Below are 20,475 nucleotides of genomic sequence, written 5' to 3'. Positions count from 1 at the left end.
GTGCGGCGCAACAGGCGTGCGTCTACGCGGCGCATGGCGCAAGGTCTTCCCGCCCGTCCGCGTTAGCGCCCCTGCATCAGGCACGCGCCGCACGCCGCACCGCCGAGACGCCGATGCCGACCACGACCGACAGGACGATCAGGCCGATGCCAAGCATGCGCCAGCCGGGCACGGTTGCGAGCACGCCGGCGCTCAGCGAGCCGACCACCTGGAAGCCGTTCGTGATCACCTCGGCGATCGGTTGAACCCTGCCGCGTTCGGCACCCGCGTACGAGCCGGCGATCATGGCGCTGCCGCCGCTGTACGCGAGGTTCCAGCCGACGCCGATCGCGAGCATCGCGGTGAGAAAGGCCCACTCCGCCGTGCTGCACGCCGCTGCGGCACCGGCCAGGATGACGATCATCGCGCCGGCCACGGTGATCGACCGCTCCCCGAACCTGCCGATCATCCGCGCGATGACGAAGCCTGGCGCGAACATGCCGATCATGTGCAGCTGAACCGCGAGCGCGGCATCCGCTTCGCTGTGTCCCATCGCCATGCCCGCGATGGGGCCTGCGGCCATCATGGAGGTCATCGAGAAGGCGGCGAACGAGGTCGCTGCGACGCCGGCCAGCAGCACGGGCTGCCGCCAGAGCATCCTGCGAGGGCGAGCGGATGCCTGTTCCTCCCCCGCGCCTACGCCCGTCGCCGACTCGGCGGCGCCGCCCCTTCGCCGCTGCTCATCGCGGCCGCCCGCGAGTTCCCGCGGCAGTAACGCGTTCCACGCCACGGCGAGCACGCCGAACAACGCGACGAGAAGGTAGCTCGCAACGAACGTCACGGGCAGCAGGCCGCCGACCCAGGTGGCGAGGAACGGTCCGAGAAGGGCGGCGATGAGTCCACCCGCCAGCACGGTCGTCACAGCTCGGGCGCGCTGCGTTCCTGCCGCATCCGCCGCCGCGTAGCGGTAGTAGCCGGCACCCGCCGAGTAGACGCCGATGAGTCCGGTGCCTATGCAGAACAGCCAGAACTGATCGAGCTGCACCGCAAGGGCCGAGACAAGGCCCGCAACCGCAGCGACAGCAGCGACACCTGTGAACGTGGCGCGGTAGCCGACGCGACCGATGAAACGGGAGACGACGAACGTCGACGCAACGGCCGCGATCGGGATCAGGCTGAACGGCAGCGTCGCCAGCGCGGGCACCGGCGCCAACCGCACACCCACGATGCCGGTCAGCGTGAGGTCGACCGAGCTGCCGAAGATGTAGAGGGCCTGAGCTGGAGCGAGCCGGCGGGCGACGCGGAGGTGCGGCGAGGCATCCGTGCGGGTGCGTGCCTGCCGGGTGCCGCGGGGAGCGCCCTGCGGTGTGTTGATTGTCGTCACGGTCACACTGTGCCGCCGGAGCGACGTCGTCACGAGTGGCACTAATGACGATCTGCGATACATTTCTGCCATGGTCGTTTCGAGTACGCGGCGCCGAGGGGTCGAGCGTGACAGGCACCTCGTTGCGGTGCTCGCTCTCGGCCAGGCGCTGCCGATGGAGATCGGGATGCCGTTCCAGATCTTCGATCACCTCGGATTGCCGTACGACGTCGTGCTCTGCGGCAGGCAACCGGGACCGATCGAGACCACAGCCGGGTGGACCGTCAACGCCACTCATGGACTCGACGCGGTGGTGTCCGCAGATACCGTGATCGTTCCGGCCTTCCGCAACGCACTCGACGGCGCGCCCGAGGACGCCGCCGAGGCACTCCGCGAGGCCCATCGCAGGGGCGCGCGCATGGTCTCCATCTGCACAGGGGCGTTCGCGCTCGCCTCGGCCGGCCTGCTCGACGGGCGCAGGGCGACGACGCACTGGCGCTACACGGATGCCCTCGCCAGGCTGCACCCGCTCGTCACGGTCGACCCGCACGTGCTGTTCGTCGACGAGGGCGATGTGATCACGTCTGCGGGGGTCGCCAGCGGCATCGACGTGTGCCTGCACATCGTGCGCCTCGACCACGGCGCGGCGGTCGCTAATGCCGTGGCAAGGGACATCGTCGCGGCGCCCCACCGCGACGGCGGGCAGGCGCAGTTCATCGAACGATCGCCGGCGGCCGAGCCGCACAGCGCGCGGCTGGCAGAGACTCGGGCGTGGGCGCTGGACAGGCTGGATCAGGCGCTGACTGTCGGGGATCTTGCTGCGCACGCGCATGCATCCGCGCGCACCTTCGCTCGCGCCTTCGTGGCCGAGACGGGAACGACGCCGCTGAAATGGCTCAACGCTGCCCGGGTCGACCGTGCCCGCGAGCTGCTGGAGACCACCGACCTCGGCGTGGACCGCATCGCAGAGGACTGCGGGCTGGGCACCGCCGCGAATCTGCGCGCCCACTTCCGGCGCGCCACGGGCGTGAGCCCGAGTGACTACCGCCGCACGTTCGCCGCCGCCTGAGGAGCGGCGACCTCGGCCGCGAGCACGGCGAATTCGGCCAACGTCTCGCGCACCCTCTGGCTGAACTCGATTCCGTCGTCGCCCTGCACCCACCGACGGAACGCCCCGTGGAACAGGGCGACGCCGAGGTCGGCTGCCAACGCTGCCGCCTCCGCCTGGATGCCCCGCGACTGCAACTCGGCGGCGATCGCGGACGACATCGTGGAGAGCTTGAGCAGTTCGCGCTCCATGAGGCCCTGATTCACGTCGATCACCGCTGCGCGCTGCTTCGAGTATTCATGCCGGCCATCGAAGAACCCGCCCGCCGCCTCGAGCATTGCGACGATCAACTGCATCGGGCCCGCGGATGCCGGCGCCTCGCTCAGCGCACCCACCATCCCGTTCTGCAAAAGGTTGGATCCGTCGAAGAGCACCTCGCGTTTGTCTGCGAAGTGGCGGAAGAAGGTGCGCTCCGTTACGCCCGAGCGCTCGGCTATGTCCTGCACCGTCGTCGCCTCGAACCCGCGCTCCCCATAGAGCTCGAGCGCGGCGCGCTGCAGCCGCCCCTTGGCATCCGGCTCCCACCTCACCATGTGCGCTCACCACCTCTGCTTCTACGGCGCTTCGGAATTCTGGAGCCGGCCCGGTGCGCGCTCGCTGCGTGCCGGCATCCTCGACTCCCGCTTTCGATTCTACTGATGACAGAGACTGACATGAGTGCTAGCGTCAACTATGTCAGTGGCTGACATGACTCAGCGGCTGAACACCACCATCGACCGTCCTCGCGTCGCCCAGGCGCACGCGGACGAGAAGGAGACAGAGCACATGCGCATCTTCATGACAGGAGCATCCGGCTGGATTGGCTCGGCCGTCGTGCCGCACCTGATCGAGGCCGGCCACGAGGTCGCGGGTCTTGCCAGGTCGGATGCCTCAGCCTCCGCCCTCGAGGCTGCAGGCGTCATCCCCGTGCGCGGCGGGTTGGACGACCTCGACGTGCTTCGCACAGGGGCCGAGGCATCCGATGCCGTCATCCACCTCGCGTTCAAGCACGACTTCGACAACTTCGCGGCGTCTGGGCGCACCGAGAGAGCAGCGCTCGAGACGTTCGGTGACGCGCTCGAGGGCACGGGCCGCAAGTTCATGTTCGCTTCGGGCCTCGCGGGATTCCCGTCTCGCGCCCTGACGGAACGCGACGAATCGCCGTTCGCCGGTCCGGATGCCCCGCGCGGTGGAAGCGAGCAGCTCGCCATGAGCTTCGCCGAGCGGGGCATCGCTCCCGTGGCCCTGCGCTTCGCCCCGACCGTGCACGGTGCGGGCGACCACGGTTTCAGTGCAGTGCTCGTGCGGATCGCGCGTGAGCGGGGCGTCTCGGCCTACGTCGGCGACGGCGAGCACAGCTGGGCGGCAGTGCACCGCCTGGATGCCGGCCGACTCGTGAGCCTCGCGCTGCAGAAGGCACCGGGCGGAACAATCACCCACGCGGTCGCCGAGCAGGGCGTGCCCACGAGACAGATCGCCCAGGCGATCGGAGACGGCCTCGGCCTGCCGGTCGTGTCGGTCTCGCCGGAGGATGCCACGGAGCACTTCGGCTGGCTCGGCAGGTTCTTCGGGTCAGACGTTCAGGCAACCAGCGCACTCACTCGAGAGCTGCTGGGCTGGCAGCCCACCGAACTCGGGCTGCTCGACGACATCGCGCAGAACTACGTGGGGGCAGTCGAGGCGGCAAAGGCCAGCTGAGGGCTGCTCAGCCGGTCGCGCGCACCTCGTCGACCACCCGGCCGTCGTGCAGTTCCAGCACGCGGTCGGCCCGGGCGACCAGCAGGGGATCGTGCGTCGTCACCACGGCGGCGGTCCCCCGCTGGCGCACGAGCGTGACGAGAAGGTCCATGGTGGCTGCCGCTGTGATGCTGTCCAGCTGCCCGGTCGGCTCATCGGCGAAGAGCACCTCGGGCTCTGAGACGATCGCCCGCGCGATGCCGACGCGCTGCTGCTGCCCACCCGACATCTCGGGAGGCCGCTGCGCTGCGTGCTCCGTCAGGCCGACATCCTCGAGTGCGCGGGCAACGCGTTCCTCCCGCTCTCCGGCAGGCAGGCCGAGGAGGCGGAGCGGCAGTTCGACGTTCTCAGCAGCGGACAGCACGGGGATGAGCCCGAAACCTTGGAACACGAAGCCGATCCGATCCCTGCGCACGCGCACGAGTTCGTCCTCGCTCGCCGCGCTGAGCTCGACGTCACCGAGCCACACGGATCCACTGGTCGGGCGGTCGACTGCGGCGAGCAGGTTGAGCAGCGTCGTCTTGCCTGAGCCGGAGCGGCCCCTGATGACGAGCAGTTCGCCTGGCCGCACGTCCACGTCCACGCATGCGCACGCCTCGACCCGCGTCGAACCCGAGCCGAACACCCTGGTGAGCGCTCGCGCTCGCAGGATCGGCTCGATGGATGCCTGCGCCCGCGTTCCCGTGCTCACTGCTGCTCCTCCCCGCTCACGTCGTGCCCTGGCTGATGCGCGGGCGAGACCCTCACGTGCGTCTGCTCGAGCTCGAGCCGCACGCGGTCGCGCAGCTGCAGGCGAGAGACGTACTCCGCCGGAAGCTGCAGGCGTCCGGACCGGTCGATCACCGTGAACTCCTCCGCGACCGAATGCTCGCCGCCCTCCCCATGACTGCGGAACACCTCGGTCGAGGTGCGCCCGTCCCGGATGAGCACGGTGCGCCGCACGTGCTCGGACACGGCCGGATCGTGCGTGACGATGAGCGTCGTGACGCCCAGCTCCCGGTTGACGCCACGCATCACTTCAAGTACCTCCGCGCTCGTCGCGTCGTCGAGCTCACCGGTCGGTTCGTCGGCGAGCAGCACCTGGGGCTCGTTCGCCAGGCTCACCGCGATGGCCACGCGCTGCTGCTCGCCGCCCGAAAGTTGCGAAGGCATCCGGTCGGCGAGGTGACCGATCTCGAGCACCTCGAGCAACTCGGACGAACGGCGCTGCCTGTTCGGCGCTCCCGCGAGGCTCATCGCCATCATCACGTTCTCGCGCGCCCTGAGGTAGGGAAGCAGGTTGCGCTCCGTCTGCTGCCAGATGAACCCCACGACATGCCGCCGGTACTCCAGGCGCTGCTTGCGCGTGAGCGACAGCAGGTCGCGGCCTGCGACGGTGGCACGCCCGGCGGTCGGCTTGTCGAGCCCCGAGAGTATGCCGAGCAGCGTCGACTTGCCCGAACCCGACGCGCCGATGATGGCGACGAGCTCGCCTCGCGACACCTGCAGGTTGAGCCCCTGCAGCGCCTGCACCTCGACGCCTTCGCCCGAGTAGATGCGCACCAGGTCGGAGCAGCTGATCACCGGCTCTGCCGGCAACGTGGTGACATCGTTCACAGTTCCTCCTCTGCGGCCCGGAGTGTTCGAGCCGGGTCGGCACGACGGGCCGAGGCGACGGCGAAGAGCAGGGCAACGGCGGTGCCCACCACGAACAGCGCGACCACGAGGCCGATCGCGGCAGGCGACAGGTCGAGCCGCGGCCGGGCCAGCGCCCCGGTGACCGCACGCAGGTCGACGGCGCTCACCACGAGCCACGAGAGGCCCAGTCCTGCGATCACCCCTGCCACGATCGCGGTCGCGGCGAGCGGGACCACCTCCCACGCCACCAGCGCAGCTGACTGCGTTCGGTCGAACCCGAGCGTACGCAGCACGGCCAGCAGCCGAACGCGTTGTCCGCTCGCCATGGCCAGGGTCAGCAGCAGCGCTCCGACGGCCATGACGAGGGCGAGCACGGTCCCAGCGATCATCAGCAGCTGGATGCCTGCAAGCAGCGGACCTTGCCCCTGACGATCCTGCTCGGCGGCGACCGAGTCCACATGCGCGGCCTGGCCCGCGACGCGCTGCGCCGCCGCCGCGACGCGAGAGGTGTCGACACCGTCGCGCACGCCGATGAGGGCGATCACCGTGGTCGCCTCCGCGCGCAGCGACGCAGGCACCCGGTCCTCGTCGAGCAGTGCCCACTCCGCGTCGGTGAGGAATGGCGCCTCCGACCCGGAGGCGCTGTTCACCACCTTCACGGGCACGTCGATGCGCGTGTTGTCGAAGGTGAGGATGCGCACCGATCGGGCCCCAGGCACCGCACCGAGAACGGTCACTGCGCCGCCGACGTTCCGCGCCGCGGAGGCGACGGCATCCGCCGGGAAGAGCCGCCGGCCTTCGCCGACCCTCGACTGCGCGGCCGACACCTTCGCAACGTCGACGAGGTACGCCGGAATGTTCGCACCCTCAGGTGTGCTGCCGAGGCCGACAAGGCGCAGCTGCGCCACCGTCGCGACGCCGTCGATTCGCTGCAGGGCCCGCACCTGACCGGCGGACAGCGGCGCACTCACGGTGACGTCGGCACCAACGCGGGCGCTGGCATCCTGCTCGCCGCTCGTCACCAGTGTCGTGAACGTGGTTCCGGCGAAGACCGCGACCGCCACGCCGGTCAGCATGGCGAACAGCGGCCACACTCTGCCTCTGTCGCTGCGGGATGCCGCGGCCCACCCCACCGGGGAGACGGCACCCCGCGACGAACGAGCCCCGCGTCCGATGAGCCCAAGCACGGCCGGGTAAACGCGGAGGACGAGCACGCACACGGCGAAGACCACCAGCAGCGGCGTCGCCACCAGAAGCGGGTCGATGGCAGTGGGATCCGTCGCCGCGCTCGCCCCTCGCTGCAGCAGCAGAACGCACGACGCACAGGCGAGAGCCAGCACGAAGAGCTCGGCGATGAGCGCCGTGACCGGGCGTCGCCGGGTGGCGCCCTGCGGCGACGCTGTGATCGCGACGGCGCACGGCGGCACGACGGCGCACACCACGATCGGCAGCACGGCGGACGCCGGCGCCGTACCGAGAACGGCGGATGCCACGAACGTGGCCACGGCCCCGCCGAGCACGGCCGCTGGCACCGTGACGATCGCTGTCTGAAGTGCGAGCGTTCCACGTACGCGACGCTCCGACGCTCCTCTGGCGCGTACGAGCTGCAGCTCGCGTGCCCGTCGGGAGGTCATGAGGCGCGCGCCGACGAAGAGCACAGCGACCGCGGCACCGAGCGGTCCGACGGCCACGATCGCGAGCAGCGTCGGCACGGGACCCTCGCGTCTGCTGATGGTCTGAGCAATGTCGGGGAGCTGGCTGCTGAGCCGCAACGGCTGCGCGCCGGATCCCGCTCCGGGGTCGATCGGATTGGCCAGGAACGCCGTCGCGGCCGCTGCGATGTCCGGGAGGGCGCCGACCTCTGCCGACCCCGGCTTCACCCCGTACCAGGCGGACACGTATGGACTGCCGAGGGAGAGGGCAAGCTGCGGCCAGGCATCCTGATCGATCCACGCCAGGCCGTGGTAGAACGCGATCTTCGAGTTGGGGTCCGGTGAAGTACTGACTCCGAGTCTCGAGCGCACCGGGTCGAGTTGCCAGAAGTCGTCGGCGGGGTGCTTGGGCTTGACCGTGCCGACCAGCCTAAGCACGAGCGACGACCGACCGGCGGCGTCCTGCGGCAACCCGAGAGAGGGCGAGATCTCTGGATTCATTCCGAGATCGACGGTGCGTGCGCCGCCCACCTTCCATGCCAGCTTCTTGGCTGTCGCGGCGGCCACGTTCACCTCGATCGCACCGTTGCGAACGCCACCGGCCGCCCACCGGCCTTCGACGAGCACCGCGTCGTCAGTCTTCAGCCGCTGATCGGCTTCCACCGACATGCCGAGCGCGCTCAGCTTGGTGTCGGACGGTTCCGGTTTCACACGCAGACCCTGCGGCGAGTTCGGAGCGCTGATGCCGTCGGAGCGGCCCACGAACCTGCCCGGCTGTGTCATCGAGCGCAGCGCGGGCTGCATCTCGCGCCTTGCCCGCCCGAGCCCGCCAGGCAACCCGGCCGCGATCGCGTCAGCAGTCGATGAGATCCGCCCGTCGAGACCGCCGGTCTGCTGAATCGGCACAGTTCCCGTGATGTCGCGAGCCGCGACGGATGACTGCGCGAGCCGGTCGCGGGCATCCGCCGTCACGAGCGCACTCGTCACCGCCGGCCACGCCACGACCCCGGCGGTGGCGACGAGCACGATCACGCCGAGCGCGACGAAGCCGGAGCGGAACGCGCGCATCGGGCGCAGCAACAGCGCGAGATGCTCCTCGCCCGCGCGCTTCGAGGCGTCGTTGCCGGCGGCTGGCTCCGCGCCAGCGGCGTGCCGCCCGTGGCTCACGTCGTGGTCCTTCCCGGAACGGCGTGCACCGCGCTGCGATAGAGCGTGGTGGCGTAGCGCACCACGACCAGCGCGAGCACGAGGAGGAGCGCGCTCAGGCATCCGATGAGCCACACGAGGTCGAAAGTGCCCACTACCGGTAGCCCCTGTGGTGCGCCGGGGACCGAGCGTCTTGCGAGCGCGTTGCCGGCGACGATGGTCACGAGGATGCCCGCGAGCACGCCGCACACGACGGCGTAGCTCACTGCCAGGCCGGCCTCGGCGGCTCGGGAGCGAGCCTGCGTCTGCGGGGCGAAGCCGATCGCGCGCAGGATGACCGTCTCACCCCGCCGCCCGCGCCACAGCGCCGCGAGACTGGCGGCCAGCGCGACGATGGCGAGCGCGCAGCATCCGTATGCCCCGAGCTCGAGCGCCAGCACAACGGGTGCGATGAATCGCGTGGGCAGCGCGACATCTGGTGTGACGACCGAGGCAGAGGGCATGGCGCTGCTCAGCGCGCGCGCGTCGAACCGCCCTCCGGTCGCCGGGGCGCCATGGTGCGCCTCTACGAAGACCGTGTCGACGGCCGGCAGGTCTTGCGAGGCGTGCAGCATGGCAGTCGTCAGGGTCGGAAGGTCGACGAGGGCGGCGGCGGCCTGTGACGTTCCGGGGATCTGCGGCGTCACGGCGACCACGCGCAGGGGCAACGATCCCTGAGGCAGGTCGATGGTCGTGGTGGCGCCGACCTTCAGCCCGGTCTGGGCCGCCGCCGCAGAGCTCAGGGCCACCGGAACGACATTGGAGTCGACCTTCGGGGCGAGGCGCACCCGTACGGTAGGTGCCGTCGTCGCCCCCACGGCTCCGTCGAATCCCAGGTCGTTCGCGTGCCCGCGCATCGTCACCACGTCGCCGTTGTCGTACACATCGCTCTGCAACTGCCAGCCTGCTTGCGGGAGCGACAGCTGATGGCCATCCGCTTCGGCCTTCGAGATCGAGAAGCCGACGTGCGCGAGCGCGCTCATGTCGTTCACTGCCAAGCCCTGGCTCGGGCCGGATCCCTGCGGCAGGTCGACCGAGACATCGATCGCCGCGACGGCCCATACGCCGTCGGGCAGAGGGATCCGCACCTGCTGAGCGGAGACCCGGTCGGATGCCTTCACCGCCTGCACCGGAACATCGTCGGCCGAGACCGGCACAGCCTCGCCCGTCGGCGCGGTGAGCCATGCCGTGATGTGCGCTGTCGTCGCCGCCGATGCGCTCGCCTGCACACTGAGCGTGAGCTCTTTCGCTCCCGCCGCAACCCCGATGCCCTGCCCCGCCGCGCGCACGGCGTTCGCCCGTTGCGCCCCCTCCTCAGAGATCTCGCATTCACCTGACGGGCCGATGCACTCGGACCACCTGGTCAAGTCGTTGCCGATCGCTGCCGCATCGAACATGGCGCCCGGTGCACTGTTCAGTGTCGGCAGCATGTTCGCCTTCACGCCGACGAGGTCGACCGACAGAGGTCCGATGTCGGCCGGGATCGTCATGGCGGGCACCGCCACACTGACACCAGGCACGTTCACGATGCGCTTGAGCGGCGAGGCATCCGAGGGGCCGGCCACGAACTGCGGCGCGTCGAGGTCGACGCGGGCATCCCCGCCGACGACGAGCCGAGATGACGAGGTCAGGAACGACGACCAGGTGGCCTGGTAGCCGCTGGCGAAGGTCGCGACGGCGACGGCCAGGGTGAGCAGCGCGACGGGCGCGGCGAACACTGCCGCGTGCCGTGATACCAGCCGCATGGGCAACGACGCGACGCCGGGCGACCGGGACACGCCGGTCTCGATCGCCGCGGAGACGGGGCCGAAGAAGATGACGGCGAACGTGGCGAGCGCACACAGCACCGCAGCCGGCGCGACGACGGCGATCGGATCCACAGGGCCGGTGGATGCCTGCCCCTGCACGAACCGCCACATCGAGATGCCTGCGATGGCGAGCAGGACGAGCGTCGACCCGGCAGAGATGCCGAGCCTAACTCGCCCGGAGACCTGTCTCGCCTCGCCGGATGCCCGCTCGGCGGCGACCGCGGCGAACCCGACGACGACCGCGACCGAGCCGAGCAGAACCCCCGCGCACGGCAACAGGAACGACCCGGGCGCAGGCATCCCGACCGTGAGCGCCAGCGTCAGCCCGGCAGCGATCCCACCTCCGACGCATCCGAGGATGGCTGTGACCGCGGTCTCTGTCACATCGGCCAGCACGATGGCACGCACCGAGGCACCGCGTGCCCGCAGCAGCCTGGTCTCGTTGTCGCGGGCGTCGACGAGCAGCTGCGCCAACAACGCCAGCGCGATCACGCCTGCGACGGCCAGCACGGATGCCGGCACGGGCAGCACCGCCGACAGCGCCGCGTTCGCCTGCTCCATGCTGCGGAGCGCGTCGATACCGCCACCGGTCGCTTTCACGGGGGTGTCGCTGAGCCCCGGGAGCCCTCGCACCACCTCGACCAGGCGGGACTCGGCGTGACGCACCGAGGTCAGCTGCTCAGGGCGGATGCGCGAGTCATCCGGAGTGACCGTCCAGCGAGCGGAGTGCTCGGGCGAAGCATCCTGCTCGATGCGAACCGGCAGGCCGGCGAACTGCTTGCCCAGAGCCGCGCGAACGACGGCCTGCGAAGGATGCTCGTCGCCGGCATCCCACTGCCACGACACGCTACGGGAGATGGCAGACGAGGGCCCGGCGTCGATCGTCGCGCGAACGGATGTCGCGGGTGCCTGCGCGGCGATGCCCGCGATCACCCCGACCAGCGCAGCCACGATGGCGATGGTTCCGGCCATGGCGGCCAGCAGGCCCGCCTGGGCGCGCGTGCGCCTGCGCCACAGCGCGCCGCTGCGTTCGGTGCGGTGTCGGGATCCACTCGGCGGCGAGCCGTGCACGTCTCGGTGGCGTTTCCCGGCGGGCACCCGTTCACCCTATTACCCGCCCGCGGCACCGCCCGGGACTCTCCACAGCTGCGTCGCACACCCATCCATCCGGCCGACCCCCGCCGTCCTGCAGCCCCGGCCGCACCCCGGGCACTCCCTGCCCGCACCACCGCCACCCTCGCCGCCGCCCGCCACCCCGCGAAAAATCGGAGACACGCCGCCCAGCCGCGGCGACACGCCCTCACACGCGGCGTGTCGGCGCAGATCTCCGATTTTTCGCGGCGCGTGCCGGCGCACCAGCCACTCACCGCCCCCTGGCGTAGCGTCGAAGCATGGCCACACGCGATCACCTTCGCCACGACATGGCGATCCGACGCCTGACCGTTTCGCACATCGACCAGCTGACGCCGTCGATTGTGCGCATCACGCTCGTGGGCGACACGCTCGATGATTTCTCGGCACCCGGCCCCACCGATCACGTGAAGCTGTTCTTCCCCGACCCGGCCACGGGACGGCTGACGGTTCCCGAGGTGCGCAGCGACGGCATCCATCGGTCGACGGATGGCGTGATCATCTCTCGCGATTACACCCCGCGCGAGTATCGCCCCGCCCCATTCGGCGCCGCGGAGCTCGACATCGACTTCGTGCTCCACTCGCCGGATCCCGCGCACGGCGACCCGAAGGACCGCGCCGGCGGCGGTCCCGCTTCTGCCTGGGCGGCCTCGGCGCAGCCGGGCGACGAGATCGCGGTGGCCGGACCCCGAGGTTCGCACCTCGCTCCGCAAGACGCGTCGGAGGCCGTGCTCATCGCCGACGAGACGGCGCTTCCCGCGTTCACGCGATGGCTTGCCATGCTCCCGGAGTCCACTCGCATCACGGCCTTGCTCGACGTGGCCGACGAGGAGGTCGAGCCGTACTTGAGCGAGGAGCAGCTGTCGCGGGCATCAGTGGAGTGGCTGTATCGCGAAGACGGTCCTGGCCAGCTGGAGGAGGCGGTGCGCTCCCTGGCTCTCGGCCCGGATGTCTACGTGTGGGCCGCGGGCGAGGCATCCGCGCTCGTGCCCATCCGGCGCTTCCTCAAGCACGAGGCCGGTCTGCGGCAGGACCAGCTCGACGTGCAGGGCTACTGGAAGCGCGGGATCGTCAACCGCGACCACCACGAGCCGATCGACCCGTCCGACCCGGACTGAGCCATCGCGACCCTTCGCCGGAACTCGGTGCCCGCGGCTGCTCCACCGCGCTCGACACTCGCCACCCCGCAGATCTGTCGTCATTGCACACGGATGCCCATGCAGGCACGCAAGAGCGACAGATCTGCAATGCGGGCGCCCACGCAGATCCATCGGGATTGACGATGCGTCGCCCTGGGGCGACAGTGATCGCGTGACGCACAACGAGCGACCCGCACACGATGCCGAGGCATTCGATCGGTTGTTCCAGCAGGTGTACCTCACGTTTCATCGCAGGGACGCCAAGCACAGCGCGCTGCCCGGCGCCTCGCGGGCTGTGCTCACGCACCTCTCGCTCGCCGGGCCGCTGACGATCGGCGAGCTGGCCGAGCACCTGGACCGCGCTCAGTCCGTGGCGAGCGACATCGTCACGGGGCTCGAGCGCAAGGGTCTGCTGGAGCGGCGCGCCGACCCCGGCGACCGCAGACGCACGTTCGTGTGGCTCACGGATGCCGGGCTCGACGTACTGCGAGACGACTCGAGCGTGCTCGGGCTGGGGATGCTGGCATCCGCTCTGCAGCGGCTGCCTGGCGGCCAGGTCTCCGACCTCCTCGCCGCCCTCCGTGCGCTCGTCGACGCGTCGGCCGCGGCGCCGGCAACGATCGCGGAGCCATCGAACATCGAAGGAGAACCATCATGACCACTCAACTGACCTGCGAGAGCTGCGGGATGCCCATCGAGAGCGGCCGCTACTGCGCCAACTGCACGGATGCCGACGGCAACCTGCAGAGCTTCGACGAGCGCTTCGAGCGCATGACGGCGTGGCAGCAGCGCTCCCACCCTGAGCAGAGCCGCGCCGAAGTGGAAGCTTCGACCCGCGCCTACATGTCGGGCATGCCCGCCTGGAAGGACGACCCGCACCTGCACGCCGGCGCATAGCCGCGGAACCGCGGGTGAGTAGCGCCGCGGCGCGCCGCGGAACCGTGGGTTGCGTCGCCCGCGTCGCGGGGGAACCGTGGGTTGAGTAGCGCCGGGCAGCGACGCGTATCGAAACCACCGGGGGTTTTGATACGCGGCTCCGCCGCTACTCAACCCGGGGCAGGCGGCTTCGCCGCTACTCAACCCGCGACAGGCAGCCCCCCGCGGCTCAATCCCCGGTGGGCCTCAGCGCCAGCGATGGTCGGTGATGGTCGCGCGTGGCCCGCGGCGCTCCTGTCGGCGTCCGGACGCGAGGATCAGCCGCACCACGCGCTGTCGCTGGCCGGCCCACGGTTGCAGAAGTTCGAGCATCCCGTCGTCGTCCGTCTTCGAGCCCGTGAGCGCGAAGCCGACGATCGACGCCAGGTGGTAGTCGCCGACGCTGATCTGGTCCGGATCGCCGTGCGAGCGCTGCAGGGTCTCGGCGGCCGTCCACACGCCGACGCCCGAGATGGTGCGCAGCTTGGCCGCCGCATCCGCTCCCGTGTCGTCGATGGATCGCTCAAGGCCATCCGCGACCCGGGATGCCAGCACCACCGTGCGCGACCTGCTCGGATCCACGCCCAGCCGGTGCCACTCCCACGACGGGATGTGCCGCAACGTGTGGGCCGAGGGGCAGACCAGCAGCCCACGCGGCGCGACCCCCTCCGCAACACCCGGCGCGACCTCGCCGAACCAGCGCACGAGCCGCGCCCATTCGCGGTAGGCCTCGAGGCTCGTCACCTTCTGCTCGATGATGGCGGGCACGAGCGCCTCGAGAACACGCCGGGTGCGCGGCAACCGCATGCCAGAATGCCTGCGCCGCACCTCGGACAGGAACGGATGCCTGCTCAAGTCGAGCGCATTCCAGTCGTCGCGTGCCCCCAGCAGCTCGGGCACGCCCGCGATGACCCACTCGGCGCCGAGCCCCCAGGCGAAGGCGTCGACGCCGTCGGCACGCTGGACGAGCCGGAGTGTGGCCGGACCACTGGGCGTGCGGAATGTTCGCCAGACGCCGGTGGCATCCCAGATGGTGGTCTGGTCGTACGTGCCGCGACCGAGGATTCCGAGCGTGCTGCGCAGGTCGACCGGCTCTGCCGGCCGGTACTCGCAGAACAGCGGACGGGTGGCCGACTCGAGAAGCGGGTCGGCGATGGTGGTCACGCGCTCAAGGCTACGTCCGCCGGCCGTCACTCCCAGACGCTGGGCGCCTCAGCGCGCGTCGCGGGCAGCTTCACGTCGTCGCCCCACCGCCCCAGCCATTCGGGCAGGTGGATCTGCGGCGGGATCGGGCCCACCGCATCCAGCAACTCGTCGATCGAGACGGTGCCGCCCGTGCGCTTGAGGAACCGGGCCTTGATGAACGCCTCTGCATAGATCTCGCCGCCGACCACCGCCCGCTGCTGCACGTACACGGCCTTCTCGTCGAAGCCGATGATGCGGGATTCGACGACGAACTGCTGCCAGAGCTGCAGCGACTTGCGGAACGTGATCGTCTCGGATGCCACGACTGGATACCAGCCGCGCTCGGCGAAGACCTGCCAGATGCCGTTACGGCGCAGCATGTCGAAGCGGCCGACGTCGAAGATCGACAGGTACACGCCGTTGTTCATGTGCCTGAGGATGTCGAGGTCGGTCGGCAGCACACGGAACCTCGTGTACGCGACGTCGTAGTGGCCGATCCGCTTGCCGAACCGCGAGATCCAGGCGTGCAGGATCGTGCGCAAGAGCATGTGCATGCCGCAACGCTATGCGGGCCATACGCGGCGGGACCATTCCTCTGTCGGACAGCGACATGCGTCGCGAGCGAGCAGCGTCGTTCCGCTGTCAGGAAACGCGGGTCACGGATGGCCGCACCCGCGATTTGCGACAGCGGAACGGGAGGCCGTCGGGCACCGGCCGGCTACGATGCGAGGGGCTACGAGGCGAGGCGTTCCGCGGCCGTGGAGCGAGCGGCGTCGCCGGAGCCCGAGCTCTCGTGCTCGGCCGGCAGAGCGATCTCGCGCCACACGGCATCGAGGGAGAGGCCGAGAGCATCCGCAACGGCGGCGATGGTGGAGAACGCGGGCGTCGCCACCCTCCCGGTCTCGATCTTGCGAAGGGTCTCCGGCGAGAGCCCGGCGTCGAGGGCGGTCTGCAGCATCGAGCGGTCCCCCCGCGCACGACGCAACAGCGCACCGAGGCGCTGGCCGCGTTCGACATCGGCGGGTGTGAGAGGCATTCGGACCATGCAACCGATACTAATACCGGGATAGTATGACCGGGATAGTTATCGGTTCGAGAGGTGAAGTGTGATCGAGATCCTGAGCCCCGGGGAAATGGAGCGGGCACGAGAGACGGGCAGGTTGGTCGCAGGCATCCTGCAAGCGATGAAGAGCCGCAGCACGATCGGCACCAACCTCCTCGACATCGACGCGTGGACCAGGGAGATGATCACCGACGCCGGCGCCGAGTCGTGCTACGTCGACTACGAACCGTCGTTCGGGCGCGGGCCGTTCGGGCACTACATCTGCACGTCGGTCAACGACGCGGTGCTCCACGGGAAGCCCCACGACTACGGACTCGCCGACGGCGACCTGCTCAGCCTCGACCTTGCCGTGCTGAAGGACGGGATCGCGGCCGACTCGGCCATCAGCTTCATCGTCGGCGAGTCGCGCCCGGCGGAGAGCGTGGCGCTGATCGAAGCGACGGAGCGGGCGCTGGAGGCGGGGATCGCCGCCGCCTGTCCCGGGGCCAGAATCGGCGACATCTCAGGCGCCATCGGCTCGGTGCTCAGCGACGCCGGCTACCCGATCAACATGGAGTTCGGCGGGCACGGCATCGGGTCGACGATGCATCAGGATCCGCACATCGCGAACGCCGGCCGCCCCGGGCGTGGCTACCGGCTGCGTCCCGGACTGCTGCTCGCCCTCGAGCCGTGGGTCATGGCCGACACCGATCGCCTCGTCACCGATGTCGACGGTTGGACGCTCCGAAGCGCGACAGGATCCCGCACCGCACACAGCGAGCACACGATCGCGATCACCGAGCACGGCGCCGAGATCCTCACGCTCCCTGCGGCGTAGCCCGCCGGTGCCGGCCGCCTCGCGCTACAGGTGCCGCTCGGCGGGTCCGTTGTACTGCGACAGCGGGCGGATCAGCGAGTTCGAGCTCAGCTGCTCGATGACGTGCGCCGTCCACCCGGTAATGCGGGCCGCGGCGAAGATGGGCGTGAAGGTCTCCGTGTCGAAACCCATCAGGTTGTAGGCCGGCCCGCTCGTGTAGTCGACATTCGGCTTGATGCCTTTGCGGGCATCCATCGCCTTCTCCAACGTCTCGTACAGGTCGAGCACCTCGGGTCGGTCGTAGTACTCGACGAGCCGATCGAGGGATGCCTTCATCGTCGGAACGCGCGAGTCCCCGTTCTTGTACACGCGGTGGCCGAACCCCATGATCTTGCGCTTGTTCGCCAGCGCGTCGTCGAGCCACTGCTCGGCTTTGTCGGCGGATCCGATCTCCTCGAACGCCACCATGACCGCCTCGTTCGCGCCGCCGTGCAGCGGACCCTTGAGCGCCCCGATCGCGCCGGTCACGGCGCTGTAGACATCCGACAGGGTGGACGCAATGACGCGGGCGGTGAACGTGGAGGCATTGAACGAGTGCTCCGCGTACAGGATGAGCGAGACGCGGAACGCGTCGACCACGACGGCATCCGGCACCTCGCCGAACGTCATGTGCAGAAAGTTGCTGGCGTAGTCGAGCTCGTCGTTCGGCTCCACGAGCTCCAGGCCATGCCTGCGTCGCTGGTCGTACGCCACGATCGCCGGCAGCTGCGCGAGCATCCGCAGCGCCTTGGGGTACACCACCTCGAACGGGTCGGCGAGCGCACCGAAGTCGCCGTGCTCGTCGTCGGCTCCGATCACACTGACAGCTGTGCGCAGCACGTCCATCGGGTGAGCGGATGTCGGGATGTCGTCGATCGCGCGCCGCACGTTGGGCGCGAGCGAGCGTTGCGCCCGTTCCTGCTGCTCGAACGTGCGGAGCTCGTCCTCGCCGGGGAGTTCGCCGTGCCAGAGCAGGTACGCAACCTCCTCGAACGAGCACTTCGCCGCCAGCTCTTGCACCGGATACCCGCGGTACAGCAGCGAATTGCTCGCCGGGTTGACGCTGGAGATCGCGGTCGTGTCGACCACGACACCGGCCAGACCCTTGTGGATCTCCGGGTTCTGCTCGCTCATGGTGCTCCTTCGCTCCGGTCCGTTCAGTCTGCCATTTCGATGCGACACGTCCCCACCGCCGGTTGAGGAGCCCCACCGCCGGTTAGGTAGCCCGCAGCGGGCGTATCGAAACCAGGCCGACCCACCGGGTTTCGATACGCGGCTGCGCCGCTACTCAACCCTCGGTAGAACGCGGATGCGCCGCTACTCAACCCTCGTGGCTCAGAACAGCCCGCGCGGCACGTCCACCGAGGCGAGCAGACCGTGGCGGGCGGTGAAGCTCAGGCCAGGCAACTCCTCGGGGGTGAGTTCGGGGAGCCGCTGCGCGACATCCAGGAACCGCTCGATCTCGGATGCCTCCAACGCGTCACCCGCCAGCGTGCGGAACTTGTTCACGTAGTCGTCGCGACCGAAGGGGCGCGCGCCCTGCGGGTGGGCATCCGCCACGGCGATCTCCTCGACGATGCGGGACCCGTCGGTGAACGTCACCTCGACGCGGCCGCCGAACGCCTGCTCCTGCGGATCGCTCGAGTGGTAACGGCGGGTCCACTCCTCGTCCTCCTGCGTGGACACCTTGCGCCACAACGCCACCGTGTCCGGCCTCGAGGCGCGCTCAGGTGCGTACGAGCCGACGTGATCCCAGCGTCCGTCTTGCAGCGCGACCGTGAAGATGTACGGGATGGAGTGGTCGAGCGTCTCGCGCGATGCGTTCGGCTCGTACTTCTGCGGATCGTTGGCGCCCGAGCCGATCACGTAGTGCGTGTGGTGGGAGGTGTGCAGCACGATCGACTCCACGCGCTCCGGGTCGTCGAAGATGAGCGGATACTCGCCGTGCAGCTTGCGAGCAAGGTCGATCCAGGCCTGCGCCTGGTATTCGGCCGAGTGCTCCTTGGTGAAGGAGTCGAGGATGGCACGCTTCGGTGCCCCTATTTCGGGCAAGGCTACGTCGTAGCCGCCCGATGGTCCGTCGAGCAGCCAGGCGATGACGCCGTCCTCACCCTCGTAGATCGGGGTGGGGCTGGTCTCGCCGCGCATGGCCCGGTCGACCGATTCGATCGCCATCTTGCCGGCGAAGGCCGGGGCGAATGCCTTCCAGCTGGAGATTTCGCCCTTGCGCGACTGCCTGGTCGCGGTCGTGGTGTGCAACGCCTGTCCGATGGCGTGGAAGATGATGTCCGGTTCGAGGCCGAGCAGCGTGCCGACCGCCGCGGCTGCCGACGGACCGAGGTGCGCGACGTGGTCGATCTTGTGCGCGTGCAGACTGATCGACCGCGACAGATCGATCTGGATCTCGTAGCCCGTTGCGATGCCGCGCACCACGTCGCGCCCGGTGATGCCGCGCTCTACCGCGAGGTGCTGGGCGACCGCGATGACCGGAGGGATGTTGTCGCCCGGATGCGAGTACTCCGCGGCCAGGAACGTGTCGTGGTAGTCGAGCTCGCGCACGGCCACGCCGTTCGCCCAAGCCGCCCATTCGACGCTCACGCGGCGTGCGGCATCCGTTCCGAACACGCTCGAACCGCTGCCACCGACCGAGACCGGATGCGCGAGCGCCTGACCGCGAGCCGCGGCCACCGGATGCCTGAGCAGCGACGCCGCCGCGACCGCCGCGTTGTCGATCACCCGGTTCACCACCATGTCGGCCACCTCGGGCGTGACCTCGACCTCGTCGGCGGCGACCTGCGCGATCTTGTAGGCCAGCTGCTCCTCACGGGGTAGGTTCTCGTCGCTTCGGTGCGTGCGTACGTGCGTGATGTTCACGCGATCGAACCTACCCGGGCACAGCGCGCTCCGGAGTGTGCCAGTCCCCGTTGGGCTGGATCTGCTGGGATGCTCGCGGGCAAGCAGTCTCGAACTCAGCCCCCGTACAGGCCGCTGATCTGCAAGGTGGCGTGGTGATTCGGATCAGCGCCAACCTCGCCCATGTGCTGCGTCCCATTCGATCCGGTCCTCTCTCGCAAGTCGCGCGTCAAGCAGACCCGGCCACACGGTGACGGCGCTTGACGAACGCCGTGACGACGCCGGCGAGCACGACCAGCAGGCCGACTGCAACGACGAGCATCCCTGTCCAGAACCCCGTGTAGTTCGCACCGACGTGATGCGCCGATGCCGGGTCGAAGGCGAGCCCAATGGGATTCGAGGGATCGGAGACGAGCCTCGAATACTCGTGCGAGGCGACGAAGGAAGCGATGTCCGCGGCCCTCCTCGCGACTATGGCGCCGATGACACCTGCGAGCGAAACGAGCGCACCCGGAACGATGAGCCAGACCGCGGGAGTGCGAGGTACGCGAAGCATCACGGCCGCTGCCAAGCACAGCAGGCCAAGACCGGCCAATGACAAGAAGACGAACATGAGTGTGCCGTCGAACGCCGAGGGCACCGCCGCCGCGGGGAACGGGATGCCGGCATAGGCCTTGACCGGCAGGGTCGGCAGTGGAGAAGGATGACCCAGGTGCGCCATCATCGACAGCGTCGCGATCCACATGGTCGACCCTGCAACCACTGCGCCCCCGAGGAGAGCTCCACCGATCACGAATAGCGCGGGGATGCCGGCAGCAGGTCGAGCAGCACTGGTCGGCTTCATGACTTCTCCCGTTCGATATGCGCAGGCTACATGCCGTCGGCAACACGACAGGAGCGGACCGGACGCGGAACGGCCCGCGACC

The 20,475-nt window shown here is 69.6% G+C and carries 18 protein-coding genes; 6 read left to right on the top strand and 12 right to left on the bottom strand.

The genetic code is table 11. The annotated features are described in order from the left end of the window. Nucleotides 1-76 precede the first annotated feature (76 nt). Complete coding sequence (locus ACO2Q7_RS11380) at nt 77-1,363, bottom strand: MFS transporter (RefSeq protein WP_423355715.1); 1,287 nt, start codon at nt 1,361-1,363, stop codon at nt 77-79. 70 nt (nt 1,364-1,433) lie between these two features. Here ACO2Q7_RS11380 and ACO2Q7_RS11375 point away from each other — a divergent pair, with 70 nt between their 5' ends. Beyond that, a complete protein-coding gene (locus tag ACO2Q7_RS11375) occupies nt 1,434-2,411 on the top strand; it encodes a GlxA family transcriptional regulator (RefSeq protein WP_423355714.1) in 978 nt (325 codons plus the stop codon). On the opposite strand, the gene ACO2Q7_RS11370 is transcribed toward ACO2Q7_RS11375, so the two are convergent. Beyond that, entirely contained in the window at nt 2,384-2,983 is a 600-nt protein-coding gene (locus ACO2Q7_RS11370; RefSeq protein ID WP_423355713.1) for a TetR/AcrR family transcriptional regulator, read from the bottom strand. The genes ACO2Q7_RS11375 and ACO2Q7_RS11370 overlap by 28 nt on opposite strands. A 154-nt stretch (nt 2,984-3,137) precedes the next feature. On the opposite strand from ACO2Q7_RS11370, the gene ACO2Q7_RS11365 reads away from it, so the two are divergent. Then, nucleotides 3,138-4,127 (top strand): SDR family oxidoreductase, encoded by a 990-nt coding sequence (locus ACO2Q7_RS11365; protein ID WP_423356014.1) that lies wholly within the window; start codon nt 3,138-3,140, stop codon nt 4,125-4,127. 7 nt (nt 4,128-4,134) lie between these two features. Here the strand turns inward: ACO2Q7_RS11365 and ACO2Q7_RS11360 are convergent, their stop codons facing one another. Genes ACO2Q7_RS11360 through ACO2Q7_RS11345 form a run of 4 tightly spaced genes read right to left on the bottom strand, consistent with a single transcriptional unit; the run spans nt 4,135 to nt 11,526 of the window. Then, a complete protein-coding gene (locus ACO2Q7_RS11360) occupies nt 4,135-4,857 on the bottom strand; it encodes an ABC transporter ATP-binding protein (RefSeq protein WP_423355712.1) in 723 nt (240 codons plus the stop codon). After that, nucleotides 4,854-5,762, bottom strand: coding sequence for an ABC transporter ATP-binding protein (locus ACO2Q7_RS11355; protein WP_423355711.1), 909 nt, complete (start codon nt 5,760-5,762; stop codon nt 4,854-4,856). Before ACO2Q7_RS11355 ends, ACO2Q7_RS11360 begins: the two co-directional genes overlap by 4 nt. Next, nucleotides 5,759-8,602 carry an FtsX-like permease family protein gene (locus ACO2Q7_RS11350; protein WP_423355710.1) on the bottom strand — a complete coding sequence of 948 codons (2,844 nt, stop codon included), beginning with the start codon at nt 8,600-8,602 and terminating at the stop codon, nt 5,759-5,761. Before ACO2Q7_RS11350 ends, ACO2Q7_RS11355 begins: the two co-directional genes overlap by 4 nt. After that, nucleotides 8,599-11,526 carry a hypothetical protein gene (locus tag ACO2Q7_RS11345; RefSeq protein WP_423355709.1) on the bottom strand — a complete coding sequence of 976 codons (2,928 nt, stop codon included), beginning with the start codon at nt 11,524-11,526 and terminating at the stop codon, nt 8,599-8,601. Before ACO2Q7_RS11345 ends, ACO2Q7_RS11350 begins: the two co-directional genes overlap by 4 nt. Nucleotides 11,527-11,819: 293 nt before the next feature. On the opposite strand from ACO2Q7_RS11345, the gene ACO2Q7_RS11340 reads away from it, so the two are divergent. From ACO2Q7_RS11340 to ACO2Q7_RS11330, 3 genes are all read left to right on the top strand, one after another. Further along, entirely contained in the window at nt 11,820-12,677 is an 858-nt protein-coding gene (locus ACO2Q7_RS11340; protein WP_423355708.1) for a siderophore-interacting protein, read from the top strand. Nucleotides 12,678-12,870: 193 nt separating this feature from the next. After that, the gene (locus tag ACO2Q7_RS11335; protein WP_423355707.1) at nt 12,871-13,356 is read left to right on the top strand and encodes a MarR family winged helix-turn-helix transcriptional regulator; all 486 of its coding nucleotides are present in this window, start codon (nt 12,871-12,873) and stop codon (nt 13,354-13,356) included. Beyond that, nucleotides 13,353-13,595 carry a hypothetical protein gene (locus ACO2Q7_RS11330; RefSeq protein ID WP_423355706.1) on the top strand — a complete coding sequence of 81 codons (243 nt, stop codon included), beginning with the start codon at nt 13,353-13,355 and terminating at the stop codon, nt 13,593-13,595. Before ACO2Q7_RS11335 ends, ACO2Q7_RS11330 begins: the two co-directional genes overlap by 4 nt. Before the next feature lie 225 nt (nt 13,596-13,820). Here the strand turns inward: ACO2Q7_RS11330 and ACO2Q7_RS11325 are convergent, their stop codons facing one another. The 3 genes from ACO2Q7_RS11325 to ACO2Q7_RS11315 form a co-directional block, all read right to left on the bottom strand. Continuing rightward, nucleotides 13,821-14,777, bottom strand: coding sequence for a DNA-3-methyladenine glycosylase family protein (locus tag ACO2Q7_RS11325; RefSeq protein WP_423355705.1), 957 nt, complete (start codon nt 14,775-14,777; stop codon nt 13,821-13,823). 26 nt (nt 14,778-14,803) lie between these two features. Then, the gene (locus ACO2Q7_RS11320; RefSeq protein ID WP_423355704.1) at nt 14,804-15,352 is read right to left on the bottom strand and encodes an acyl-CoA thioesterase; all 549 of its coding nucleotides are present in this window, start codon (nt 15,350-15,352) and stop codon (nt 14,804-14,806) included. 179 nt (nt 15,353-15,531) lie between these two features. Next, the gene (locus ACO2Q7_RS11315) at nt 15,532-15,843 is read right to left on the bottom strand and encodes a helix-turn-helix domain-containing protein (RefSeq protein WP_423355703.1); all 312 of its coding nucleotides are present in this window, start codon (nt 15,841-15,843) and stop codon (nt 15,532-15,534) included. A gap of 61 nt (nt 15,844-15,904) precedes the next feature. Here ACO2Q7_RS11315 and map point away from each other — a divergent pair, with 61 nt between their 5' ends. After that, on the top strand, nt 15,905-16,678 hold the full coding sequence (map, locus tag ACO2Q7_RS11310; protein ID WP_423355702.1) for a type I methionyl aminopeptidase: 774 nt from the start codon (nt 15,905-15,907) through the stop codon (nt 16,676-16,678). A 24-nt stretch (nt 16,679-16,702) separates the two neighbouring features. Here map and ACO2Q7_RS11305 read toward each other — a convergent pair whose 3' ends face one another. The 3 genes from ACO2Q7_RS11305 to ACO2Q7_RS11295 form a co-directional block, all read right to left on the bottom strand. Next, nucleotides 16,703-17,830, bottom strand: coding sequence for a bifunctional 2-methylcitrate synthase/citrate synthase (locus ACO2Q7_RS11305; protein ID WP_423355701.1), 1,128 nt, complete (start codon nt 17,828-17,830; stop codon nt 16,703-16,705). A gap of 201 nt (nt 17,831-18,031) precedes the next feature. Then, nucleotides 18,032-19,570: an MmgE/PrpD family protein gene (locus ACO2Q7_RS11300; RefSeq protein ID WP_423355700.1), complete on the bottom strand. Its 1,539-nt coding sequence runs from the start codon at nt 19,568-19,570 to the stop codon at nt 18,032-18,034. 208 nt (nt 19,571-19,778) lie between these two features. Next, nucleotides 19,779-20,393 carry a hypothetical protein gene (locus tag ACO2Q7_RS11295; RefSeq protein WP_423355699.1) on the bottom strand — a complete coding sequence of 205 codons (615 nt, stop codon included), beginning with the start codon at nt 20,391-20,393 and terminating at the stop codon, nt 19,779-19,781. Between the last annotated feature and the right edge of the window lie 82 nt (nt 20,394-20,475).

It is taken from the genome of Rathayibacter sp. KR2-224 (assembly GCF_049446075.1).
GTDB lineage: Bacteria > Actinomycetota > Actinomycetes > Actinomycetales > Microbacteriaceae > Humibacter.
Note: the sequence above shows the minus strand (reverse complement) of the source record. Positions and strands in the feature narration are given on the sequence as shown.

Bases quoted from the DNA above. Each gene is read 5' to 3' on its own strand.
- ACO2Q7_RS11315 (WP_423355703.1), bottom strand. From the start codon at position 15,843: ATGGTCCGAATGCCTCTCACACCCGCCGATGTCGAACGCGGCCAGCGC.
- ACO2Q7_RS11295 (WP_423355699.1), bottom strand. From the start codon at position 20,393: ATGAAGCCGACCAGTGCTGCTCGACCTGCTGCCGGCATCCCCGCGCTA.
- ACO2Q7_RS11340 (WP_423355708.1), top strand. From the start codon at position 11,820: ATGGCCACACGCGATCACCTTCGCCACGACATGGCGATCCGACGCCTG.
- ACO2Q7_RS11370 (WP_423355713.1), bottom strand. From the start codon at position 2,983: ATGGTGAGGTGGGAGCCGGATGCCAAGGGGCGGCTGCAGCGCGCCGCG.
- ACO2Q7_RS11305 (WP_423355701.1), bottom strand. From the start codon at position 17,830: ATGAGCGAGCAGAACCCGGAGATCCACAAGGGTCTGGCCGGTGTCGTG.
- ACO2Q7_RS11330 (WP_423355706.1), top strand. From the start codon at position 13,353: ATGACCACTCAACTGACCTGCGAGAGCTGCGGGATGCCCATCGAGAGC.
- ACO2Q7_RS11375 (WP_423355714.1), top strand. From the start codon at position 1,434: ATGGTCGTTTCGAGTACGCGGCGCCGAGGGGTCGAGCGTGACAGGCAC.
- ACO2Q7_RS11320 (WP_423355704.1), bottom strand. From the start codon at position 15,352: ATGCACATGCTCTTGCGCACGATCCTGCACGCCTGGATCTCGCGGTTC.
- ACO2Q7_RS11365 (WP_423356014.1), top strand. From the start codon at position 3,138: ATGACTCAGCGGCTGAACACCACCATCGACCGTCCTCGCGTCGCCCAG.